Here is an 18,891-nt window from a genome sequence, read left to right as displayed (position 1 = left end):
TCTTGTCGGTATTCACTGACCGAGGACACCATGCTCCTGCGGCCCTCCGGTCGGATCATTCCACACGCTCTCATTCTGAATCTATGCCCGCACCCTGAGCACCGTCTTGATGCCGGTCAACATTGACGTCAAAAGGAATGTACTTGAAGATGTTCCGCCGCCGCTGGCACAGCCGCCCGGCGAGTTACATCGTTATCGCCAAGAACACTCCTGGAGCCACTTTTATGCCGGATATCCGGGCCAACGACAGGTCTCGATTACTGATGGTCGTCGACCGGATCGTTACGGATCGCTGGGTACAGGTATTGCTATTCCTAGCGCTCTTCCTCGTTGTCCTCGAGCCGACGCTGATCGGGCAGGTGAAAGATCTCGTTGAATGGAAAACGGTCGGCGCCATTTGTGGTTTGCTGGCGCCGGCGAAAACGCTGGAACTGAGCGGCTATCTCGCCATTGGGGCGCGCCATATGCTTTACCACTGCCATACCGAGCGGCGATTGGCGCTGACGCTGATACTCCTGTCGGCTGTGCTGTCGGCCTGGATCACCAACGACGTTGCCCTCTTTATCATCGTGCCCCTGACGCTCAGTGCAGCCCGCCACTCTTCCCTGCCGGTCGCACGACTGGTTATCTTTGAAGCGCTGGCCGTGAACGCGGGGTCGAGCATCACCGCTATCGGTAACCCTCAAAACCTTTTCCTCTGGAGAGTATCCGGCGACTCCCTGTTGGAATTCTCTTTACGCATGGCACCTGCCTCCCTCTTGATGATGGGGATCGTGGTTGGTCTGGCCTTTGTTGCGTTTTCTTCGCGACGACTCGAGATAGAGGAATCCCCCGATCCTGAGCAGCGTTCAAAAATGTTGATCGCGTCAGGCGGTGCACTCTATATCGCATTTATCACAGCAATGGACACCAACCACACCTTCTCCGGACTCACGTTGGTATTGGCTGCGGTCATGGTGCTTTCGGCCATCAGCGGTCGCCGGATACTCTCGACGTTGGATTGGGGGCTGGTCTTCGCCTTTATCCTGATGTTTATCGACTTCCGGGGGCTCGCACAATTGCCGTTCATCAACCACTTCCTGCACATGCTGCCGCTGAATTCGGTGCAGGGCAGTTTCTGGGCAGCCGCATTCGGGTCCCAGGTCATCAGTAACGTGCCCGCTACCATCACGCTGGCTGGATTCACGCAGCAGTGGTCTGCTCTTGCCTACGGAGTCAATGTTGGAGGATTCGGTCTGGCTATAGGGTCCCTGGCCAATCTCATAGCATTGCGGCAGGTCTCTTCACCAGGGCTATGGCTTCTCTTCCATCGCTATTCGCTCATCGCCTGGCTTTTCGGTGCAATGGCAACATCATTGCTGCTGTATCTGCAAGCCCATTGAACCTTGGTTCCACTGTCCCTTTCGTCCCCCTGTAAGGGGAAATACCTACATACCTAAAGCACAATTCCGGTTGTCTATCCCTGCCTAGGCAGATTAATATCCTGCTCAAGCGCTTACTGCCTAGGCAGGCAAATCGGAGTTGAGATGAAATTCAAACATTTTCAGTACGGCGAGGAATTTCCCTACCGGAAATCTATCGGCTACCTAATTTCCGCCATGGCACATATCAAGGACCGGGTTCTCGAAAAGCACCTGATGCCACTCGATATCACACCGGCCCAATTCAAGGTTTTCATCAGCATGGTCTACGGCAAGATGGAAACGCCGGCTGAATTCTGCCGGGAACTGGGGCTCGACAGCGGCGCGATGACCCGCATGCTCGACCGCCTTGAAAAAAAGGGGCTGATTGAACGCCGACGCTGCCCCACCGACCGCCGTGTGGTTCGTGTTGACCTGACGGAGGAAGGCCATAAGGTTGCCGACCGTATTCCGAATATGGCCGTCGATGCGCTGAATGAACTCTTCGAACCGATCAGTCCGGAAGAGTTCGCAAGTCTCGAACGTATTCTGTGGAAAATCGTCAACGCCGCCGGTCAATCCAACCCGCCATTTGGCACGCGAGAGGAAGACTGAAGTGAGTCCACGCCTGATCGCCCTTACGCTGGCGGCGACCGCTACTGCTCTTAGCGGCTGCGCCAGCATGGATAACCTGCACCCCACCGGCAAGACGCTGAAGGCCTCCGAGCTAAAGGCGACTCAGACGCTCTCGGACGTTGCGCTGAGCCAGAACGCCTGGCCTGACGCCGATTGGTGGAAAGGCTTTAAGGATGCCCAGTTGGATGATTTGGTCACCCAGGCCCTCCAGGGTAACCCTAGCCTGCAGGTAGCCAACGCCCGCATGCAGCAGGCACTGGCGGCCGCCTCAGTTTACGATGCTGACCGGCAGCCCCGCCTGGATGCTTCCGCCCGTTATCAGGGCAGACGCCAACCGCTCGATATCGATCCGATGTACGGCAACCGCTACATTGCGCAAAAGAGCCTGGGTCTCGATTTTACTTATGGTTTTGATCTTTGGGGCGGTCAAAAGGCCGCCTGGGAGGCCGCCGTCGGTCGCGCCCAAGCCGCCCAGGTCGACAGACAGGCTGCTCGATTAACGTTGTCGGCCGAGATCGTGCAGGCTTACTCCAGTCTCGGGTATGCGTATGTGCAACGCGACTTGGCGCGCGACGAGCTGCATCGGACGCAGCACATGGCGCAGCTCAGCGAGCACCGCTGGAACTCCGGGCTCGACAGTAAGGTGGAGTACGAGCAGACGGAAAGTCTGGTCGCAGGCGCACAGCAGCAGGTTACCGCTGCACAGCAGTCCATCAACAGCATCCGTATCAGCCTGGCCGCGCTGCTCGGCAAAGGTCCGGACCGTGGGATTGAGATTGATCGCCCACGCCTGCTGCGACCACACAGTTTGACGCTCCCCTCGACCTTGCCGGCCGACCTCCTTGGCCATCGACCCGATGTCGTTGCCGCCAGACTGCGTGTCGAATCTGCTGCAAAAGATATCAAGGTCGCCAAAACCCGGTTCTACCCAAATATCGACCTGAGCGCGGGGCTTGGACTCACATCGATGCAGACGAGCGACCTACTCTCTGCACCGGCCCGCTTCTATAACGTGACTCCGGCGCTTTCCCTGCCATTGTTCGATGGCGGACGTCTCAGAGCCAACCTCGCCGGTCGCGACGCGGACTACGACCTCGCCGTCGCACGATATAACCAGGTTCTGATCAATGCCCTGTCACAGGTCGGAGACAGTCTGCAGTCGCTCCGCGCCTTGAAATCGCGAGTCCAGGCGCAGCAGCGCGCACGGGACATCGCCAAATCATCTTACGACCTCGCCATGCAGCGTTACGGCTCCGGTATCGGCAGCTACCTGCAGGCGCTTAGCGTGGAACAGCAATTACTTCAGGCGGACAAACTCCTTGCGACCCTGAAGTCCGAACAGATCGACGCATCCCTAAGACTGGTGCAAGCACTGGGCGGGGGTTTCAAACCCCATAACGATACTTCGGCGAACACCCATCGCCAAGCCGGCATCGCCCTTAACACGTTACAAGCCGATTAAAAGGAGTCTCTATGAGCAACAACGCATCGAATGAGGCTGCCACTGAAACTGGCGGCAATACCCCCCGCCGGCGCATGCTCCTGATCCTGCTCCTGGTAGTCCTGGTCGCGTTGGCATCAGCTACCACCTGGTATCTGTTATACGGCCGCTGGTACGAAGGAACGGACGACGCCTATGTCGACGGCAATATTGTGCAGATCACACCGCAAACGACCGGCACCGTTGTCAGTATCGGCGCGGATGACGGCGATTTGGTCCATGCTGGTCAGGTGCTGGTGAAATTCGATCCGAGCGATGCCGATATCACGCTGCAACAGGCTGAGGCCCGGCTTGCTCACACCGTCCGCAAAGTCCGGGGCCTGTTCGCGACCGTCGACAGTTATCGTGCCGAAGTGAGCGCCCGCCAGGTGGCGCTTCAGCGCACCCAATCCGATTTTAATCGCCGCCGCGATCTTGCCCAAAGTGGCGCTATCTCCAGCGAGGAGCTCGCCCATGCCCGCGATGCCCTGGCGGCGGCCCGCAGCGCCCTGGCCCGGGCCCGTCAGCAGTTGAACAGCAGCAAGGCATTGATCGACGACACCACTGTCGCTTCCAACCCGGAGGTGAAAGACGCGGAAGCGCAGTTGAGACAGGCTTACCTGAATGATGTGCGCAGCACCATTGTGGCACCGGTCACCGGATACATTGCAAAACGGACGGTACAGGTGGGACAACGCGTGCAACCGGGCACACCATTGATGGCCGTGGTACCGCTGCAACAAGTCTGGGTCGATGCGAATTTCAAGGAAACCCAGTTGAAGGAGATGCGGTTGGGGCAGCCGGTTACCCTGGAGTCAGACCTGTACGGAAGCGATGTACCTTATCACGGGACCGTCGAAAGCCTCGGTGTCGGCACTGGCAGCGCCTTCTCGCTGCTACCGGCCCAGAATGCCACCGGCAACTGGATCAAGATCGTTCAAAGGGTTCCTGTTCGCATCAAGCTGGACCCGGAGCAGCTGCAAAAACATCCGCTGAGGGTTGGGCTCTCCATGACGGTTTCCGTCAACCTTCATGATCAAAAGGGTCCGATGCTCGCGCAAACGGCGCCGACCAGGCCCGTGCTGGAAACCGCTGTCTATCAGCGCCAAATGGCGGATGCCCAAGCCCTGATCGATCGGGTTTTGCAGGCCAACAACACCACAGCGGTAGCCCGCATTACTCACGCGCAAGCAACGCGTTAGGGGACCCTCCATGTCGGACACACCCTTCCGGCCGCCCAGCCTGGTACTCAGTACCATCGGTCTTTCGCTGGCCACGTTCATGCAGGTCCTCGACACGACCATTGCCAACGTGTCCTTGCCGACGATTGCCGGCAACCTGGGCGTGAGCGCAAACCAGGGAACCTGGGTGATTACATCGTTTGCGGTCAGTAATGCCATTGCCCTTCCCCTGACCGGTTGGCTCGGCCGCCGGTTCGGTGAGGTCAAATTATTCATCGCCGCGACACTGCTCTTTTCGCTGGCCTCGTTACTTTGCGGCATATCCCAATCGATGGGAATGCTGGTGACGTTCCGGGCAATCCAGGGCTTTGTCGCCGGCCCGATGTATCCGATCACTCAAGCGTTGCTGATTTCGATCTATCCGCCACAAAAGCGCGGTATGGCACTCGCCCTACTGGCGATGGTGACCGTCGTCGCACCCATTGCAGGCCCCATTCTCGGTGGCTGGCTGACGGATGACTACAGTTGGCCCTGGATCTTCTTCATCAACGTGCCTATCGGCATTTTCGCCTGTTCAGTGGTCTTCCAGCAGATGCGGGGTCGCCCTGAAACCCTGACCAGGGCCCCGATGGACTATATCGGTCTGATAACGCTGGTGATCGGTGTCGGCATGCTTCAGGTGGTCTTGGACAAGGGCAATGAAATGGACTGGTTCGAGTCAAATTTCATTCTCGGCGGTACCGCTATCGCTGTAGTCTCGCTGGTTTTCTTTGTCATCTGGGAGTTCACCGACCGACACCCGATAGTGAACCTTCGGCTGTTTCGCCACAGGAATTTCACAGCGGGCACCCTGGCCCTGATTGGGGGTTATGCGGCCTTTTTCAGCATTAACCTGCTACTGCCACAGTGGTTGCAGCGCCAAATGGGATACACGGCGTCCTGGGCCGGCTTAGCCACCGCGCCGATGGGGATCATTCCTGTCTTTCTCGCGCCCGTCATTGGCCGACATGCCTTCCGCTTCGATCTTCGAGTGCTGGCAGGACTCTCATTTACGGCCATGGCAATAACCTGTTTCATGCGCGCTGGTTTCAACGATCAGGTGACATTCGCCTATGTCGCCGAGGTCCAGCTTATGATGGGGCTTGGCGTGGCTCTGTTTTTCATGCCGGTACTGTCCATCCTGCTGTCGGACCTACCGCCCAACGAAATCGCCGACGGATCGGGATTATCCACCTTCCTGCGAAACCTCGGCGGCAGCTTCGCTGCCTCGCTGACCACATGGCTGTGGACCCGGCGCACGACGATGCATCACGCCTATCTAAGCGAGCACCTGAGCCTGTATGACCCGACCACGCGCGCAGCCATCGACAATCTCCATGCCACTTCGACCCAACAGGGGGCGGCCATGCTCAATAACATGGTCAACGGTCAGGCATTGATGATGTCGACGCTGGATATTTTCACGCTGCTGGGCTGGCTCTTTGTCGTCCTGATAGCCGTAATCTGGTTGGCCAAACCGCCCTTCGCGGGCCGCTCCGCCGGCCCCTCCTCGGCCCATTGAGGGCCACTCTCCCTGCAATACCCCTTTTGCCGGACCTCTCCTGCCCTTGAGGTCCGGTCCTTTTTCCTTCCCTGACTTTCGTCCGTAAAAACCAAGACATTGGACCTGCGATTCAATATGATTCTTACGTTCAGTCGCGTAACTCGCCGGGGCCTTTCCTGATACGTGAAAGGGATTCCATGGCGCGGGTTTACGATACAGGGAGGGGGCCTGAGCGTAAAAAACCATCGGGGTGTCATTCGATATAGGGCGCCACATGGGGACATAAATAAAAATATCCGGGTTTCCCCGGCATAAACGCCAAGTTTCCGGGAGCCCGCTCGGCAAAAAAGAACGAAAACGATGAAAAGCTATTGCTACGCGCTGCTGGCCCTTTTGGGGGGCTCGATGACGCTTACGAACACGGCTCGTGCAGAAACCATGACAAGTGATGCTGCGCAACCGGCCGCGAAGGATTCAACGGTGCCGGTGACAGACAACTACATGCCAGGCGACCTGCCGAACGACCTTTACGATGCCCAACTCCCGGATGTGTTGACCGCAACCCGTCTACGCCAGCCGAAAACCAAGGTACCTGCATCTGTGACGATCATTCCCGGCGACCTCATCCAGGAATTGGGAATCAATACGCTCTGGGACGTTTTCCGGCTCGTTCCCGGCATGACCGTAGGCTACAGCAAGAGCAATAATGCCGTGGTTAGCTACCATGGAACCGTGGCAGACGACCAACGGCGCCTGCAGGTACTCATCGACGGACGCGCTACCTACAACGTGGACCTCGCCGAAGTCGACTGGCATACCATGCCGGTTGCGCTGCAGGATATCCAGCGCATCGAAGTCACACGTGGACCGGACGCTGCCACCTATGGCATCAATGCCTTCCTGGCCGTTATCAACATCATTACCAAGTCCCCCCAGGACACCAATGGCGTCAGGCTGGATGCCATGTCCGGCAGCAAGGGTTTCGGTCATTATGAAGCAAGGGTTGGCCAACATGTCGGCCAATACGATTACCGGATAACCTACCTGAAGAATGTGAGCGACGGCTTCGACTGGCGCTATGTCAAGCAGTCTGACACTGAAGCCCGTGTGCCGTTCAATGATGCCTATAACGTCGACACACTAACCTACAACTCCATATTCCAGGTCGACAACACCCGCTCTCTGGCGCTAAACGCCGGTGCCACCCGGGCCCGGGAAGATGAAGACCCCTACCAGTATCGGGGTTTGGGCGTCGTAACCGCACCCAATAAATACAAGGAAAACTATTTCGGCCAGTTGAAATGGTCGCAAACCCTGAACCAGCATCACAGTTATTCCCTCCAGGCCTATTACCAGACACAGCGTCAGACACAGGAATGGCGGAGTTGTCTCAGCCTCAGCGCGATAGACAGTTCCCTTCCCGACATTCCCATCTGCGGCGACGCCAACCAGAACAAGAGCGAAGCCCGCGCCAATATCGAGCTTCAGGATACCTATAGCCCCTCCAGCCAGCTGCGCTTCGTGTCAGGCGTGAGTTATCGCAAGGACAGCTACGATTCGGAAACCTTCTTCAGCGGCTCCGGTGAGAAGTTTCTGTCCAGCCTGTTCACCAATGTCGAATATTCGCCTCTTGACTGGCTGACGACCAATGTCGGCGCGATGTGGGAGCATGACAGCGTTAACGGCACCTTTTTCCAACCGCGTTACGCCATCAACTTTCCCTTTGCCGACAATCAGACTATCCGGCTGATATTTTCCAAAGCCTACAGAACGCCGGACGCCTTCGAGCAGTCTGCCAACTGGAGTTACACGGCGCGAAATATCACGCCCCCGCTCAACGGGCAGACGACGGCCACCCTCATATCATTCCAGGCGCCAGGCGGGCTGCAGCCTGAACAGATCATCTCCCGCGAAGTCAGTTATTATGGCAAATTCAATGTTGGCAGGGGCATCTGGTCCAACGAGATCAAGCTATTCCACGACACCCTGACCAATATCATCAGCGGCCGCTTCGATATCAGTAATTGGGACCTGCAGAATAACGTCAATCTCCGTCAGCAGGGTATCGAACTGGAGTCATCAATGGAGTACCGGCGAGACTATTACCGCCTGAGCTACGCTTATCTCGATCAGAAAGGCTCCTTTACCGGCACGCTGACCAGCACCTCGTTGGCGCCTGGCCGTTACATCGACTTCCAGAACCGAATGACCGCTCGCAATAGCGGTAGCGCCGCGTGGATACATCGATTCAATCACAACATTACGTCTTCAGTGGCGTACTATGCCGATTTCGACCTGAACACGTTCCCTTACCAGCGAATCGATACACGCATCGCAAAGTCCTTTTACTTGCCGAGGATGACACTGGAAATCGCCGGGATTCTTCAACACTACGTAACCGCCGATCCCATCATGTATCGAGACAATAACTATCAGGGCCAGAATCAGGTCTTCGTTCAATTATCCTCACGGTTTTAAAGGAACGCTATGCCGGCAGCCTTGCAGGGCACCATCATAGGGAGTTGCATCTTACGCTGCGTGCTGGCGGCCTGGCTGCTGTTCAGTCCGCAGCTGTACGGGCAAACCCTCTATTTGCACCTTGCAGGGTCGTCCAACCTCGAACTCAACCAGGCCGTTTTTAAAAGCCTGGGCGAAGCCTTGACGGGAACCGCGACGGTCGTTCCCTATCGCAGCGGCACACCAATCAATACAAACAATGGCGACAAGCACATCATCGTCACCCTGGGGCCTGCCGAACTCAATGCCGTACTGAACCAGGTCGACGACAAAATGCCAGTGCTGGCACTGTTCGTCACACAACAGCAGTACCAGACACTGCAGCATGATCAGGCGCCACGCGTCAGTGCCATTTTTTACGATCCACCGCTGCTGCGGCAGGCCCTGCTTGGGACCCTGATATTCCCTCAAGCCCAGCGTATCTCGCTGCTGACCAGCCCCGGTTACGGCGGCGATCTCGAAAAACTGCGCAACCGGCTCGTCAAGCGAGGACTGGCTATGCAGGCCTTTCCTGTCGACACTATCCGCAATTTGGTTCGAACCCTTGACCGGGCCCTTGTTTACGGCGATTTCCTCCTGGGGACACCCGATCCGAAAATCTACAACCGGGCCACCATCAAACACATCCTGCTGACAACCTATCGTCAGAGCCGGGTGCTGATTGGGCCTGGGCGCGCCTATGTGCGGGCCGGAGCGCTGGCCTCGACCTATACAACAATTCCGGATTTCGCGGCGCAGGCCGCTGACATGATTCGCACCTGGCAACGCACCGGGAAGCTGCCGGCAGCGGCCTTCGCCGACCGCTATGCCGTAGACGTCAACCGCCAGGTAGCGCGCTCGCTCAATATTATCGTTCCGCCCACCGACACGCTTGAAAAGGAGCTCAAGGCGTTGGAAAAGCAGGCGGCGTCGGAGGTGTCGCCATGAAGCGCCCCACTCGTTGGACGCTGTATCAACGTCTCCTGGTGCTGGGTACCGCCCCCGCCGTGGCGATGTTCGTCATATTGCTGGTATTTTTTACCTCGGCGCGGATCAATGACGCCCGCCAGCAGCTCTACAGTAACGGTCAGATTATCGCCGATAACCTCGCGCCTGCGGTCGAATATGCCGTTGTATCCGGCAATCATGATGCACTGCAAAGTCTGCTGGAACAGACGCTTAACCGCTCCGACCTTATGTCCATCCGGGTTCGTGACGTTCTGGGTAAGATCGTGGGTGACGTCAAGACGAAAGATACTGACATCACCAGCGGCACCCAGCATACCTTCAAGGCACAAATCACCCAGCAACCGGTGAACCTCTCCGAACCTGACCAATTGGACTGGTTCGCGCCGGATTATGGGAATGGGAACGGTCGCTATAGCCTGGGTACGGTCGAAGTCACCGTCTCCGATGCCACCCTGGCCCATGAAAGATCCGAAATTATCTGGTCATCGCTGGTGCTGGGCATCTTCATGCTGGCATTCACACTGCTGTTCATCAATCGCATGGCGCACCGCCTGAACACGCCCATTTCCAGACTCGCAGAACGGGTGCAGCGCATTCAGCAGGGCCAATATCACTTCGAACCGGAACCGATACGCGTGGCGGTGGAAATGGATCACCTCCAAAATGCCATATCGACCATGGCCAATCATTTGGCCAAGGCCGAGAGCAATACCGAAAAAACGCTGGAGCAGTCACGTCTGGCGCGCGAAAAGGCGGAAATGGCAAGCCACGCAAAGTCGGAGTTCCTGACGCTGATGAGCCATGAACTCAGGACACCGCTCAACGGCATACTCGGTATGTTGCAACTCCTGCAGGACGACGCGCTCTCGCCGCGCCAGCGTGACTACCTGACAACAGCCGTACGTTCCACCGAAGACCTGCTGACCATCATCAGCGACATCCTGGACTTCTCCCGGATCGAACGCGGCAAGCTGATCATCGACCACCAGTCCTTCGATCTGCGGCAGCTTCTGGAGAATTGCATTGCCTCCTTCCGCCACGAAGTGCGCAGCAAGAAGCTCGAACTGGATGTCCGCTTACTCGGGGGCTGGCCACAGGTGGCTCAGGTCTTGGGTGATCCTGGCAGGCTACGGCAGGTAATGGCGAACCTGCTGGAGAATGCCATCAAATTCACCGACGAAGGCACCATCACGGTGACGGCACAATGGATTCCCAATACCTACGACAGCGTGTTCCTGAGCTGCGAAATCCAGGATACCGGCATCGGTATCCCCATGGAGCGGATGCAGGAAATGTTCAACGCCTTCGAACAGCTCGATACCTCTTCTTCCCGTCGTTATGGCGGGACTGGGATCGGTTTACCGCTGGTGCAAAGACTGATCGAACTGATGGGGGGGCACATTACGGTGGACAGCGCTCTCGCCTGTGGCAGCGCCTTCCGCTTCACGATCCCGCTTGAGATCGACCAGACGGTGGAACGTAAAGCCGCTGCGGAACCCAACGATACATTCCCCGAAATACCTCCTGGCACGAGCAGCCGGCACGCCCTCATCGTTGAGGATAACGCGGTGAACCAACGCGTTGCCGCCGCCATGCTTCAGCGTCTCGGGTTCGCGGTGGAGTGTGCCGATAATGGCGCGGAGGCGGTAGAGCGGGTCATGCAGGCCGATCCACCATACTCCGTCATCCTGATGGACTGCCAGATGCCGACGATGGATGGCTGGGAAGCGACCCGACACATTCGTGAATGGGAGCATAAAAGCCAGCGGGCGCCGACGCCGATCATCGCCATGACCGCCGATGCCTTGCCGGATACTGAGGAAAGCTGCCGCAACGTCGGGATGAACGACTACCTGGCCAAGCCGGTACGCAAGGAAAAGTTGCGCGAGTCCCTGAAACGCTGGATCAATGTCTAGGGAAACAAGGTGTTACCTGACGCCTCCAGCGCCCTGAATGGAGGCGCACAAGGAAGGGGGTCAGGCGTCGACGGGCTGACGCATGGTGACAAACTCCTCGGCAGAAGTCGGGTGGATACCGATCGTACTGTCGAACACGGCCTTGGTGGCACCGGCCTTAATCGCGACCGCGATGCCCTGGATAATTTCTCCCGCATCCGGTCCCACCATATGGGCGCCCACCACACGATCAGAGGCGTCGTCGACAACCAGTTTCATAAGGGTCCGCTCGTCCCGCCCCGACAGCGTATACTTCATCGGGCGAAAGCTCGTCCGATAAATACGCAAGACGCCGTAACGCTCCCTGGCTTCATCTTCCGTCAACCCTACAGTACCGATATTCGGTTGGCAGAAGACGGCTGTGGGAATCGCTTCGTAATCCATGCGGTCCTGCCCACCGTCAAACAGGTTACGGGACAACACCATCCCTTGCCTGATCGCAACCGGTGTCAGCTGCGGAGTACCGATAACATCGCCCAATGCGACAATGGAGGGAACGCTGGTCCTGAACTGCTCGTCCACCTTCAGGGAACCGTCCTCATTGAGTTCGACGCCCAGGGAGTCCAAACCCAGCCCATCCAACAGCGGCTTGCGGCCGGTCGCAGCCAGCACCAGACCCGTGTCCAGCGTGTCGCCGTTATCCAGCGTCACCCGGAAGCCCTCATCGGACTCCGCGACGGAGTTGATATTGCGGCCAAAGCATAGTTCGATACCTTTCTTGCCCAGCTCTTCGGCCACAAAGGTACGCACATCCTGGTCGAAACCTCGCAGAAACAGCTCTCCCCGATAGACCAGGGTGGTTTTGACCCCAAGACCATTCAGAATGCCGGCGAATTCAACCGCAATGTAGCCGCCGCCCCAGACGATAGCGTGCTTGGGCAGGCGATCCAGGAAAAACATCTCATTCGAGGTTTTCACGAACTGCGCACCGGGTATTTCCGGCACGCAGGGCCAACTGCCGGTAGCGACGGCAATATGGCGGGCACGAAGACGGCGATCCCCGACACTGACGGTGTGCGGGTCGTCGATCGTTGCGGTGCCTTCGATGATATCGACACCGGCGCCCTGCAAGAGCTTTTCGTAGATGCCGTTAAGCCGGCTGATCTCGGTATTCTTGTTACGGACCAGCGTCGACCAGTCAAAACTGACCGCGCCCTCCTGGACCTCCCAGCCATAACCCGCAGCGTCTTCGATCTCTTCCGGCAGATGGGAGCCGTAAACGAACAGCTTCTTGGGAACACAGCCTACATTGACACAGGTGCCGCCCAAATAACGGGACTCGATGACAGCAACGCGAGCGCCATAGCCCGCGGACATACGGGCAAGACGGACTCCGCCGGAGCCCGCACCTATGACAACCAGATCGTACTCATGATTTTCGGACACAAAACACCTATACGGCAGATGATGAGCGGCCACGGCGCAAACACATGGCGCGCTTCAATGGGAAACGGATTTGAATAACACGTATTCGGTCAGAGGACCCAGTCGGATCTGACCCAGGCTACGATAACCGATGGATTCGTAAAACGGCAGATAGCGGCTGTTGCCGGTATCCAGGACGATACCAGTGGTACGGGGATTTTCGCTGCAAAGCGCTTCCACTGCAGCCAGCATGCGCCGTCCCAGCCCACGATCCTGATACTTGGGATTCACGCCCATCAACGGTAATTCATGAACCTGGCGCTCAGGCAGTAGCGCTGCGATCTGCTCATGATAGTCGATGTAACGCCGCGTCGACGTCAGCCCCGCGGTCAACATCATGCGCATCCGCCAACCGAACTGCTGGGCCAGGTTCATGCGCAATTCCGGGCTGCCGATAAAGGCTACAGCGACCAGCGTATTGTCCAGCATGAGTCCTATCGCATCCCGATTACGCTCGAAATACAGGGTAATCAGTTCCCGTACCGTCGCCCTGACCCGCTTTTCATAGCCGGGACGATTCTCCTCGAACAGGTAGTGAAACGTCGGGTCATGCAGATAGGCGGCGTAAAGGATACTGTTGGCTTCACTCAGTGCTGATTCGTCCAGACGTACGACAACGGGTTCAACAGAGGCTGCGGCAATCGTCATCGGGACGTCTCCCTCTCAGATTTTCAATGTCAGGCGTGCCGTCACGAGCCCTGGTGTCTGCCCGCGGTCGATCGATGCCTGATCCACTTTTATGCCGTACTGCCTATCCAGCTTTTCCAGCCAAGCGGCTAATGTTGTGAAGGGTACATCTTCCAACCAGACCCGCATACCCCGCTCGCCGCTGGGTTCAAACCGTTGCAACGCCAGCCCGGATTGTTGCGCCGACGTCGTAACGGTCGTCAGCAGCGAGCGACTATCGACAACACTGGCGGCAGACTGCTGCCCGTTACGCGCCAACTGACGGGCTTCTGCTTCGTGGGCGTGCATCCAACTGACAAGATCCTGTGCCTGCGCCAGATCCCGCGCGCCGCGCAGATGAAACTCGTGTGCCGGACGCCAGACCCCGAAAAACAGAATAAAGATCAGGAGCGCGGCACCCAGGAGCTGAAGTGCCCGCTGGTCTCGTGTCGGCAACTGATCGAAGGCAGCGACGGCTTTCAGCACGAGTGGCGATGTTCGCAAACGATTCAACACAACTCAGCCTCCAGTGATCGTAATGCGCCCACGGGCGCTGTTCTTGTCGTTGACCACCGAACCGATACGGGCCTCCAACCCTGCACTGGTAAGGCCGTTCTTAAGCTGATTGAGCTTGTCGAAGTTGTCAGCCTTCATTTCGATCACCAGCTCGCCCCGGTCCTGGCTGTAATTCACAGAATCAAACTCCAGATTGCCTTTATCCGGAATGACCGAATATTGATATCCAGCCTGTTTGAGCAACGGCAGGAATCCCAGGTTGCTGCCCTGCTGACTCGCAAGACGCAATTTGCCTTCCAGGACCCTTTTCATGTTTTGCCCCGTCACCCGGCTTTCGCGGGGGAAAATCGATTTATACGTCGACAGCGCCTGCTGCTGCCAATGTTGGGCATCACGCTCAAAGTAAATACCCTGTCCAATCTCCAGCCCCACCTGCAGCACGAACCAGATCCCGGCAACGACAGCAACCGCGCGCCAGGCGCGCCAGGCGCGCCAGGGGCTCTGTGTCCCGGAGTCGGTCGCAAAGGGACCCTGCGAGAGGTTGATTGGCTGGCAGAGGCGAAGGTGGTGAGCATGCGCCAGTAACTCCAGCGGGGAAGCCGCGAGGTCTTCAACAATGACCGAAAACCGTTCGCTCTGCTCAAGTGCCGCAATCACCAGGCTATGTGCTTCACGGGCCGCTGGGGTTACGTAGATACGTAACACCGGCAGCGTTTCATCATCTCCGCTGGCCGCTTCCAGTGTTTCGACATAGACCGGCAGGTTCTGCGTCTGCAGCCTGCACCATTCGCCTCCGGCACCGGCAATCAGGGTGTCGCTCCCCTCGATGCAGAAGGTCCACCGGCCGTTGTCCACCGGCAGCAAGGCGGCATCTGCATAGACCGCATGCAGGTCGGCCGACCATTGAGACAGGCGTGCCACCGTATCGGCCATCAAGGGTTCATCGATGGCGGCAACGCTGTAGGCGTCCTCATAACGATTGCCCAGGGCAAGGTGGACGGACTCCACATCCTGGGCCAACTGCTCCTCGACGGCAAACGGCAACGCCTGGCGTAAGTAGCGGGACTGCTTGCCGGGCAGAACGGCAGTACACCAGAGCACGTTTTCGGCCGGCAACAGGCCTGTCAGACGAACATTGTCGAGATCGTTCTGACGCAGAACCTGTTCGATCGCGTCCTTTTCCTCCGCCTCGCCCTGGGCCTGCACCTGTCCACCGGCATCCTGCAACAGCCAGTCGTAACGCCATGGCGCCGTTTCATCGGGCAATCGTCCTCCCTCGCCAGAAACGGGTCTGACATACAGTCGATACGACATCTTGGCCTGCTCCCCCACTCCAGTGTCGGGATCGCGTCCGCATCTGTGCGGATCGCCTCACCCTATTGTGACAAGCTAAACAGTTTTTTGGTAATCAGTGCTCTCTGGCCTTCATCGCGACTGACCACACTGAGATTGCCCTGATCGTCCCGATAAAGTACCGAAACCAGGCGATAGACCTGATCATCGTAGGTCACCCGGATCGCAACCCGGAAAAAATGACTGTTGACCGACAGTTCCTGGTTCTTCAAGCCCAGCCCGGCGAACTCGGGCCGAGCGAGAAAATCGGTTATATCCTTGAACGGTGTGTCCGCCCTGACCTGCAGTATAGTTTCCGCCTGGGCCTGCGTAATCCCCTGATTCAGGCTTCTTAATACGGGTCCGGTCGCCGTATTGACGTTGAACCCGATCCCTGTCAGCGGCAGCGCACTCACGTTAGGCAGGAGTTTCTTATAGTCCGCCTCGGTGATACCGGCAATAAGGCGCAGCTCAGTGACGCTCGTGAAAGGCCGGTTTGCGGCGCGATAAGGCGGTGTCAGCCCCAGATAGTAGTTGTCTTCCGCGCCCGTCGCGCCACTGGGCGTATCGTTACTGTCCTCCCAGTCGATCACCTTGTCGACGTTGATGCTGGTGATCTCCAACACCTGGAGCAAGCGTTCGAAACGCTGCTTCGCCACCGGATCCACCTGCCCCGTCGCCGTCAACAGGTCATTGAGGTTGAACCGCCCCTCAAGGTCATCGATTTGCAGCTGAACGACGCCATTATCCACGGGTAATGCCGCGGCGTACTTTCCCCAATCCTCACCGTAATCGTCGACATAGGCATTATTCTGCTTATCGCTCTTCCAGTCCTGGGCGAGGATATGCTCGGCGAGCGCCTCAGCCCCTAACGCCAGGCTACGCTGTTGTTCCCGGTCCAGATAATGGGAGGCCTTGTAGATCATAAGGTGCTGACTGGTATACATGCCCGCCGCCAGTGCCGTCGCCAGGGCAAACGCCAACAAGACCATGATCAGCGCGACGCCGCGCTGACGCGAGGGTTGCCCCCGCTGCGGGCGCTTCATTGCGCATTCTCCGTCTGGGTCGAAGCACCCTGTCCGGACGACGTCGTATCCGAACCAGAGGCACGGCTCGCAGCCTGACGCGCCTTAACCAGGTCGAAGTTAGGCAGCACAAAGATCCGGGAAATATGTCCGAACTGTTTCTGGTCAAAGGCGATTTCAATCGCCCGCGGCATCGGCACAATAGAGGGATCGACATTTTGCTGGTCGATGACCTGCTGCTCCGGCCAGCTATCCACCCATTGATTGTGGCTGTCCAGAAACCGCACCTGCAATTGGTCGACATCCTTTAAGAGCACCTGATCCAGCGGCTGGCTGTCCTGTGCCCGATCAAGCACCTGCCACTGCCAGCGATGGAGGGTCGTACCGTCCAGGCTGTATGCCACCCGCTGAAGTTCACTGCGTGGGTCATTCAGTGGATTGCGCCACCCCTGCCGGGTCAGCTCCAATGCATAGGGGTCGGCGCGGGTGGTGATTGCAAACTGGGCATCGCCATAGGCGTCGCGAATCGGTCGATTGACGACCTGAAAGATGTCCCGTTCGATCAGCAATACGGTTTTCTGGAGCTGCTCGAACTGTGTCGATACACGGTCGACGCCGTTACGGGAATTGATGACGCCGGACATTACTTGCCAAATACCGATTCCGATCAACGCCGTGATGCCGATAGCAATCAGGACCTCCAGCAGCGTAAAGCCTGCCTGCCGGGATACAACGGGCCTAGCCATCAGTTTTTCCCCACAAAACCGCTGAAGACAAGTTGTTGTCGCGGGTCTCTTCCATTGTTCTGGTATTGATCGACGGTGATATCCACACGACGGATCGTAGGGTCGCCGGTCGTGCTGACCTTGGTGGTGACTTTCCAGTGAAAGTCGGCGTAATCCAACTCGTCACTGTTTTCGGATACCGATGGCAGGTTGGTGGCAAGCCGTATCTTGGCCAGGGTGTTCTGGGCAATCCAGGTGGCCAGCGTCTTGCCTTCGATGCGTTCGAAATGACTGAAGTACTGGCTGCCCGCCCGCTCTACCGCGACAGCGAACAGCGCAAAAATCATCAGCGCCACCATCACTTCCAGCAATGTGAAGCCCCGGTTATGGCGACAGCGTGTCATTGCTTGTTCTCTCCCGGCGGCACCCATTCCAAACCATTGACGCCATCGGAGCGGATCGTATAAACGGGAGAGTCGTCCTTGCCCTTGACCTTAACGGTCAACTGAAAGGGGGTCGTTTCGCTACTTGAGAACAACACCAGATCCGGTTTCACCGTGTTATTGTCGCCCGTGGCGAGCTTGGGGGTCTTTTTGTCACGCTGCAGTGTCATGGAAACCCAGTCCGGCATCGTATATGGCTGGAACAAAGTCCCGGTACCGGCATCCCAAGTGCTCTTGTCTTCGTTGTAAACGTATAATTGGTAGCCATGCTCATCCAGCACGACACCGATTTCCTCGTTTTGGAGCACAGCCTGATCCGAAGCCGTCTGCAAAACCAGGAACAATTGACGGGCACTGTTCTCGAGATCGCGCAATTGGGAACCACTGCCCATATTGACCACGGCGATGGTCGCAATCAGCCCAACGATCACCACCACCACCAGGATTTCGATCAGCGTAAAACCCGATTGCCCGGGCCTGGTCATACGGTTTCGATTACTGCTTCTTGGGCCCATTCGTATCCCAGACGCTCAGATCCGCGGCATCGCCATCTCCACCTTCACGGCCGTCAGAGCCGTAGGAATAGAGATCGTAGGGGTGGTTGGCACCGGGACTGACATACTGGTAGGCATTGCCCCAGGGATCCACCGGTACACTCTTCATATAACCGTCAGGATTCCAATTCTTCGCGTCCGGGAAACCATCGGGCTTGCTGACCAGTGCCTGCAACCCTTGCTGGGTGGAGGGGTAATTGTGATTGTCCAGTTTGTAGAGATCGAGCGCATTGCCGATTTGCTTGAGCTGAGTACGGGCCACCGTCACCTTTGCCTGATCGCTACGACCGATAATGTTGGGTGCGACAATAGCAACCAGCAGGCCGAGGATGACCATCACCACCATGATTTCGATAAGGGTAAAGCCACGACTGGATTTGAGCGTGTTCATGTTCGTCCTTTTTATATGACGGGAACGACAGGCGTTCCCACTATCGACCACCGTGTTTGATCGGAACCGATGTCACCAGGCGTTGCGTCACTTGGCGTCGTGTCATAACGGCTACGTTTCCCTACGAGCGGCTGTCGCAACAACGTCGTTCCCG

17 protein-coding genes are annotated in these 18,891 nt (G+C 57.5%); 8 read left to right on the top strand and 9 right to left on the bottom strand.

Annotation, left to right across the window (positions count from 1 at the left end):
- Window positions 1-149 precede the first annotated feature (149 nt).
- From CLR77_RS14095 to CLR77_RS14060, 8 genes are all read left to right on the top strand, one after another.
- Window positions 150-1,382: an SLC13 family permease gene (locus CLR77_RS14095; RefSeq protein WP_227519942.1), complete on the top strand. Its 1,233-nt coding sequence runs from the start codon at window positions 150-152 to the stop codon at window positions 1,380-1,382.
- 144 nt (window positions 1,383-1,526) lie between these two features.
- Window positions 1,527-2,015: a MarR family winged helix-turn-helix transcriptional regulator gene (locus CLR77_RS14090; protein ID WP_097461302.1), complete on the top strand. Its 489-nt coding sequence runs from the start codon at window positions 1,527-1,529 to the stop codon at window positions 2,013-2,015.
- 1 nt (window position 2,016) lies between these two features.
- Window positions 2,017-3,498: an efflux transporter outer membrane subunit gene (locus CLR77_RS14085; RefSeq protein ID WP_227519929.1), complete on the top strand. Its 1,482-nt coding sequence runs from the start codon at window positions 2,017-2,019 to the stop codon at window positions 3,496-3,498.
- 11 nt (window positions 3,499-3,509) lie between these two features.
- Entirely contained in the window at window positions 3,510-4,718 is a 1,209-nt protein-coding gene (locus CLR77_RS14080; protein ID WP_097461300.1) for an HlyD family secretion protein, read from the top strand.
- A 10-nt stretch (window positions 4,719-4,728) separates the two neighbouring features.
- Window positions 4,729-6,258, top strand: coding sequence for a DHA2 family efflux MFS transporter permease subunit (locus tag CLR77_RS14075; RefSeq protein WP_097461299.1), 1,530 nt, complete (start codon window positions 4,729-4,731; stop codon window positions 6,256-6,258).
- 420 nt (window positions 6,259-6,678) lie between these two features.
- Window positions 6,679-8,718, top strand: a complete 2,040-nt coding sequence (locus tag CLR77_RS14070; protein WP_158227204.1) for a TonB-dependent receptor plug domain-containing protein — start codon at window positions 6,679-6,681, stop codon at window positions 8,716-8,718.
- A 9-nt stretch (window positions 8,719-8,727) separates the two neighbouring features.
- Window positions 8,728-9,684: an ABC transporter substrate-binding protein gene (locus CLR77_RS14065; protein WP_097461297.1), complete on the top strand. Its 957-nt coding sequence runs from the start codon at window positions 8,728-8,730 to the stop codon at window positions 9,682-9,684.
- Window positions 9,681-11,621: an ATP-binding protein gene (locus CLR77_RS14060; protein ID WP_097461296.1), complete on the top strand. Its 1,941-nt coding sequence runs from the start codon at window positions 9,681-9,683 to the stop codon at window positions 11,619-11,621. Before CLR77_RS14065 ends, CLR77_RS14060 begins: the two co-directional genes overlap by 4 nt.
- A 60-nt stretch (window positions 11,622-11,681) precedes the next feature.
- On the opposite strand, the gene gorA is transcribed toward CLR77_RS14060, so the two are convergent.
- The 9 genes from gorA to gspG all read right to left on the bottom strand — a co-directional run bounded on the left by gorA (window position 11,682) and on the right by gspG (window position 18,737).
- Window positions 11,682-13,046 carry a glutathione-disulfide reductase gene (gene gorA, locus CLR77_RS14055; RefSeq protein WP_097461295.1) on the bottom strand — a complete coding sequence of 455 codons (1,365 nt, stop codon included), beginning with the start codon at window positions 13,044-13,046 and terminating at the stop codon, window positions 11,682-11,684.
- A gap of 54 nt (window positions 13,047-13,100) precedes the next feature.
- Window positions 13,101-13,733, bottom strand: coding sequence for a GNAT family N-acetyltransferase (locus CLR77_RS14050; protein ID WP_097461294.1), 633 nt, complete (start codon window positions 13,731-13,733; stop codon window positions 13,101-13,103).
- Between the two features lie 15 nt (window positions 13,734-13,748).
- The gene (gspM, locus tag CLR77_RS14045) at window positions 13,749-14,267 is read right to left on the bottom strand and encodes a type II secretion system protein GspM (RefSeq protein WP_097461293.1); all 519 of its coding nucleotides are present in this window, start codon (window positions 14,265-14,267) and stop codon (window positions 13,749-13,751) included.
- Window positions 14,268-14,270: 3 nt separating this feature from the next.
- Window positions 14,271-15,581 (bottom strand): type II secretion system protein GspL, encoded by a 1,311-nt coding sequence (gene gspL, locus CLR77_RS14040; protein ID WP_097461292.1) that lies wholly within the window; start codon window positions 15,579-15,581, stop codon window positions 14,271-14,273.
- Window positions 15,582-15,643: 62 nt separating this feature from the next.
- A complete protein-coding gene (gene gspK / locus CLR77_RS14035) occupies window positions 15,644-16,645 on the bottom strand; it encodes a type II secretion system minor pseudopilin GspK (RefSeq protein WP_097461291.1) in 1,002 nt (333 codons plus the stop codon).
- Complete coding sequence (gspJ, locus tag CLR77_RS14030; RefSeq protein ID WP_097461290.1) at window positions 16,642-17,370, bottom strand: type II secretion system minor pseudopilin GspJ; 729 nt, start codon at window positions 17,368-17,370, stop codon at window positions 16,642-16,644. The genes gspK and gspJ overlap by 4 nt, the downstream gene beginning before the upstream one ends.
- On the bottom strand, window positions 17,370-17,753 hold the full coding sequence (gene gspI / locus CLR77_RS14025) for a type II secretion system minor pseudopilin GspI (protein ID WP_097461289.1): 384 nt from the start codon (window positions 17,751-17,753) through the stop codon (window positions 17,370-17,372). Before gspI ends, gspJ begins: the two co-directional genes overlap by 1 nt.
- A complete protein-coding gene (gene gspH, locus CLR77_RS14020) occupies window positions 17,750-18,277 on the bottom strand; it encodes a type II secretion system minor pseudopilin GspH (protein ID WP_158227203.1) in 528 nt (175 codons plus the stop codon). The genes gspI and gspH overlap by 4 nt, the downstream gene beginning before the upstream one ends.
- Before the next feature lie 10 nt (window positions 18,278-18,287).
- Complete coding sequence (gene gspG / locus CLR77_RS14015) at window positions 18,288-18,737, bottom strand: type II secretion system major pseudopilin GspG (protein WP_198962767.1); 450 nt, start codon at window positions 18,735-18,737, stop codon at window positions 18,288-18,290.
- Between the last annotated feature and the right edge of the window lie 154 nt (window positions 18,738-18,891).

The organism is Mangrovitalea sediminis, from assembly GCF_002514725.1.
Taxonomy (GTDB): Bacteria; Pseudomonadota; Gammaproteobacteria; order Pseudomonadales; family Oleiphilaceae; genus Mangrovitalea; species Mangrovitalea sediminis.
Note: the sequence above shows the minus strand (reverse complement) of the source record. Positions and strands in the feature narration are given on the sequence as shown.

Excerpts from the sequence above, each read along its gene's own strand:
- CLR77_RS14095 (WP_227519942.1), top strand. The coding sequence starts at position 150 with ATGTTCCGCCGCCGCTGGCACAGCCGCCCGGCGAGTTACATCGTTATC.
- CLR77_RS14090 (WP_097461302.1), top strand. The coding sequence starts at position 1,527 with ATGAAATTCAAACATTTTCAGTACGGCGAGGAATTTCCCTACCGGAAA.
- CLR77_RS14080 (WP_097461300.1), top strand. The coding sequence starts at position 3,510 with ATGAGCAACAACGCATCGAATGAGGCTGCCACTGAAACTGGCGGCAAT.
- CLR77_RS14075 (WP_097461299.1), top strand. The coding sequence starts at position 4,729 with ATGTCGGACACACCCTTCCGGCCGCCCAGCCTGGTACTCAGTACCATC.
- CLR77_RS14070 (WP_158227204.1), top strand. The coding sequence starts at position 6,679 with ATGACAAGTGATGCTGCGCAACCGGCCGCGAAGGATTCAACGGTGCCG.
- CLR77_RS14065 (WP_097461297.1), top strand. The coding sequence starts at position 8,728 with ATGCCGGCAGCCTTGCAGGGCACCATCATAGGGAGTTGCATCTTACGC.
- CLR77_RS14060 (WP_097461296.1), top strand. The coding sequence starts at position 9,681 with ATGAAGCGCCCCACTCGTTGGACGCTGTATCAACGTCTCCTGGTGCTG.
- CLR77_RS14050 (WP_097461294.1), bottom strand. The coding sequence starts at position 13,733 with ATGACGATTGCCGCAGCCTCTGTTGAACCCGTTGTCGTACGTCTGGAC.
- gspL (WP_097461292.1), bottom strand. The coding sequence starts at position 15,581 with ATGTCGTATCGACTGTATGTCAGACCCGTTTCTGGCGAGGGAGGACGA.
- gspK (WP_097461291.1), bottom strand. The coding sequence starts at position 16,645 with ATGAAGCGCCCGCAGCGGGGGCAACCCTCGCGTCAGCGCGGCGTCGCG.
- gspJ (WP_097461290.1), bottom strand. The coding sequence starts at position 17,370 with ATGGCTAGGCCCGTTGTATCCCGGCAGGCAGGCTTTACGCTGCTGGAG.
- gspI (WP_097461289.1), bottom strand. The coding sequence starts at position 17,753 with ATGACACGCTGTCGCCATAACCGGGGCTTCACATTGCTGGAAGTGATG.
- gspH (WP_158227203.1), bottom strand. The coding sequence starts at position 18,277 with ATGACCAGGCCCGGGCAATCGGGTTTTACGCTGATCGAAATCCTGGTG.
- gspG (WP_198962767.1), bottom strand. The coding sequence starts at position 18,737 with ATGAACACGCTCAAATCCAGTCGTGGCTTTACCCTTATCGAAATCATG.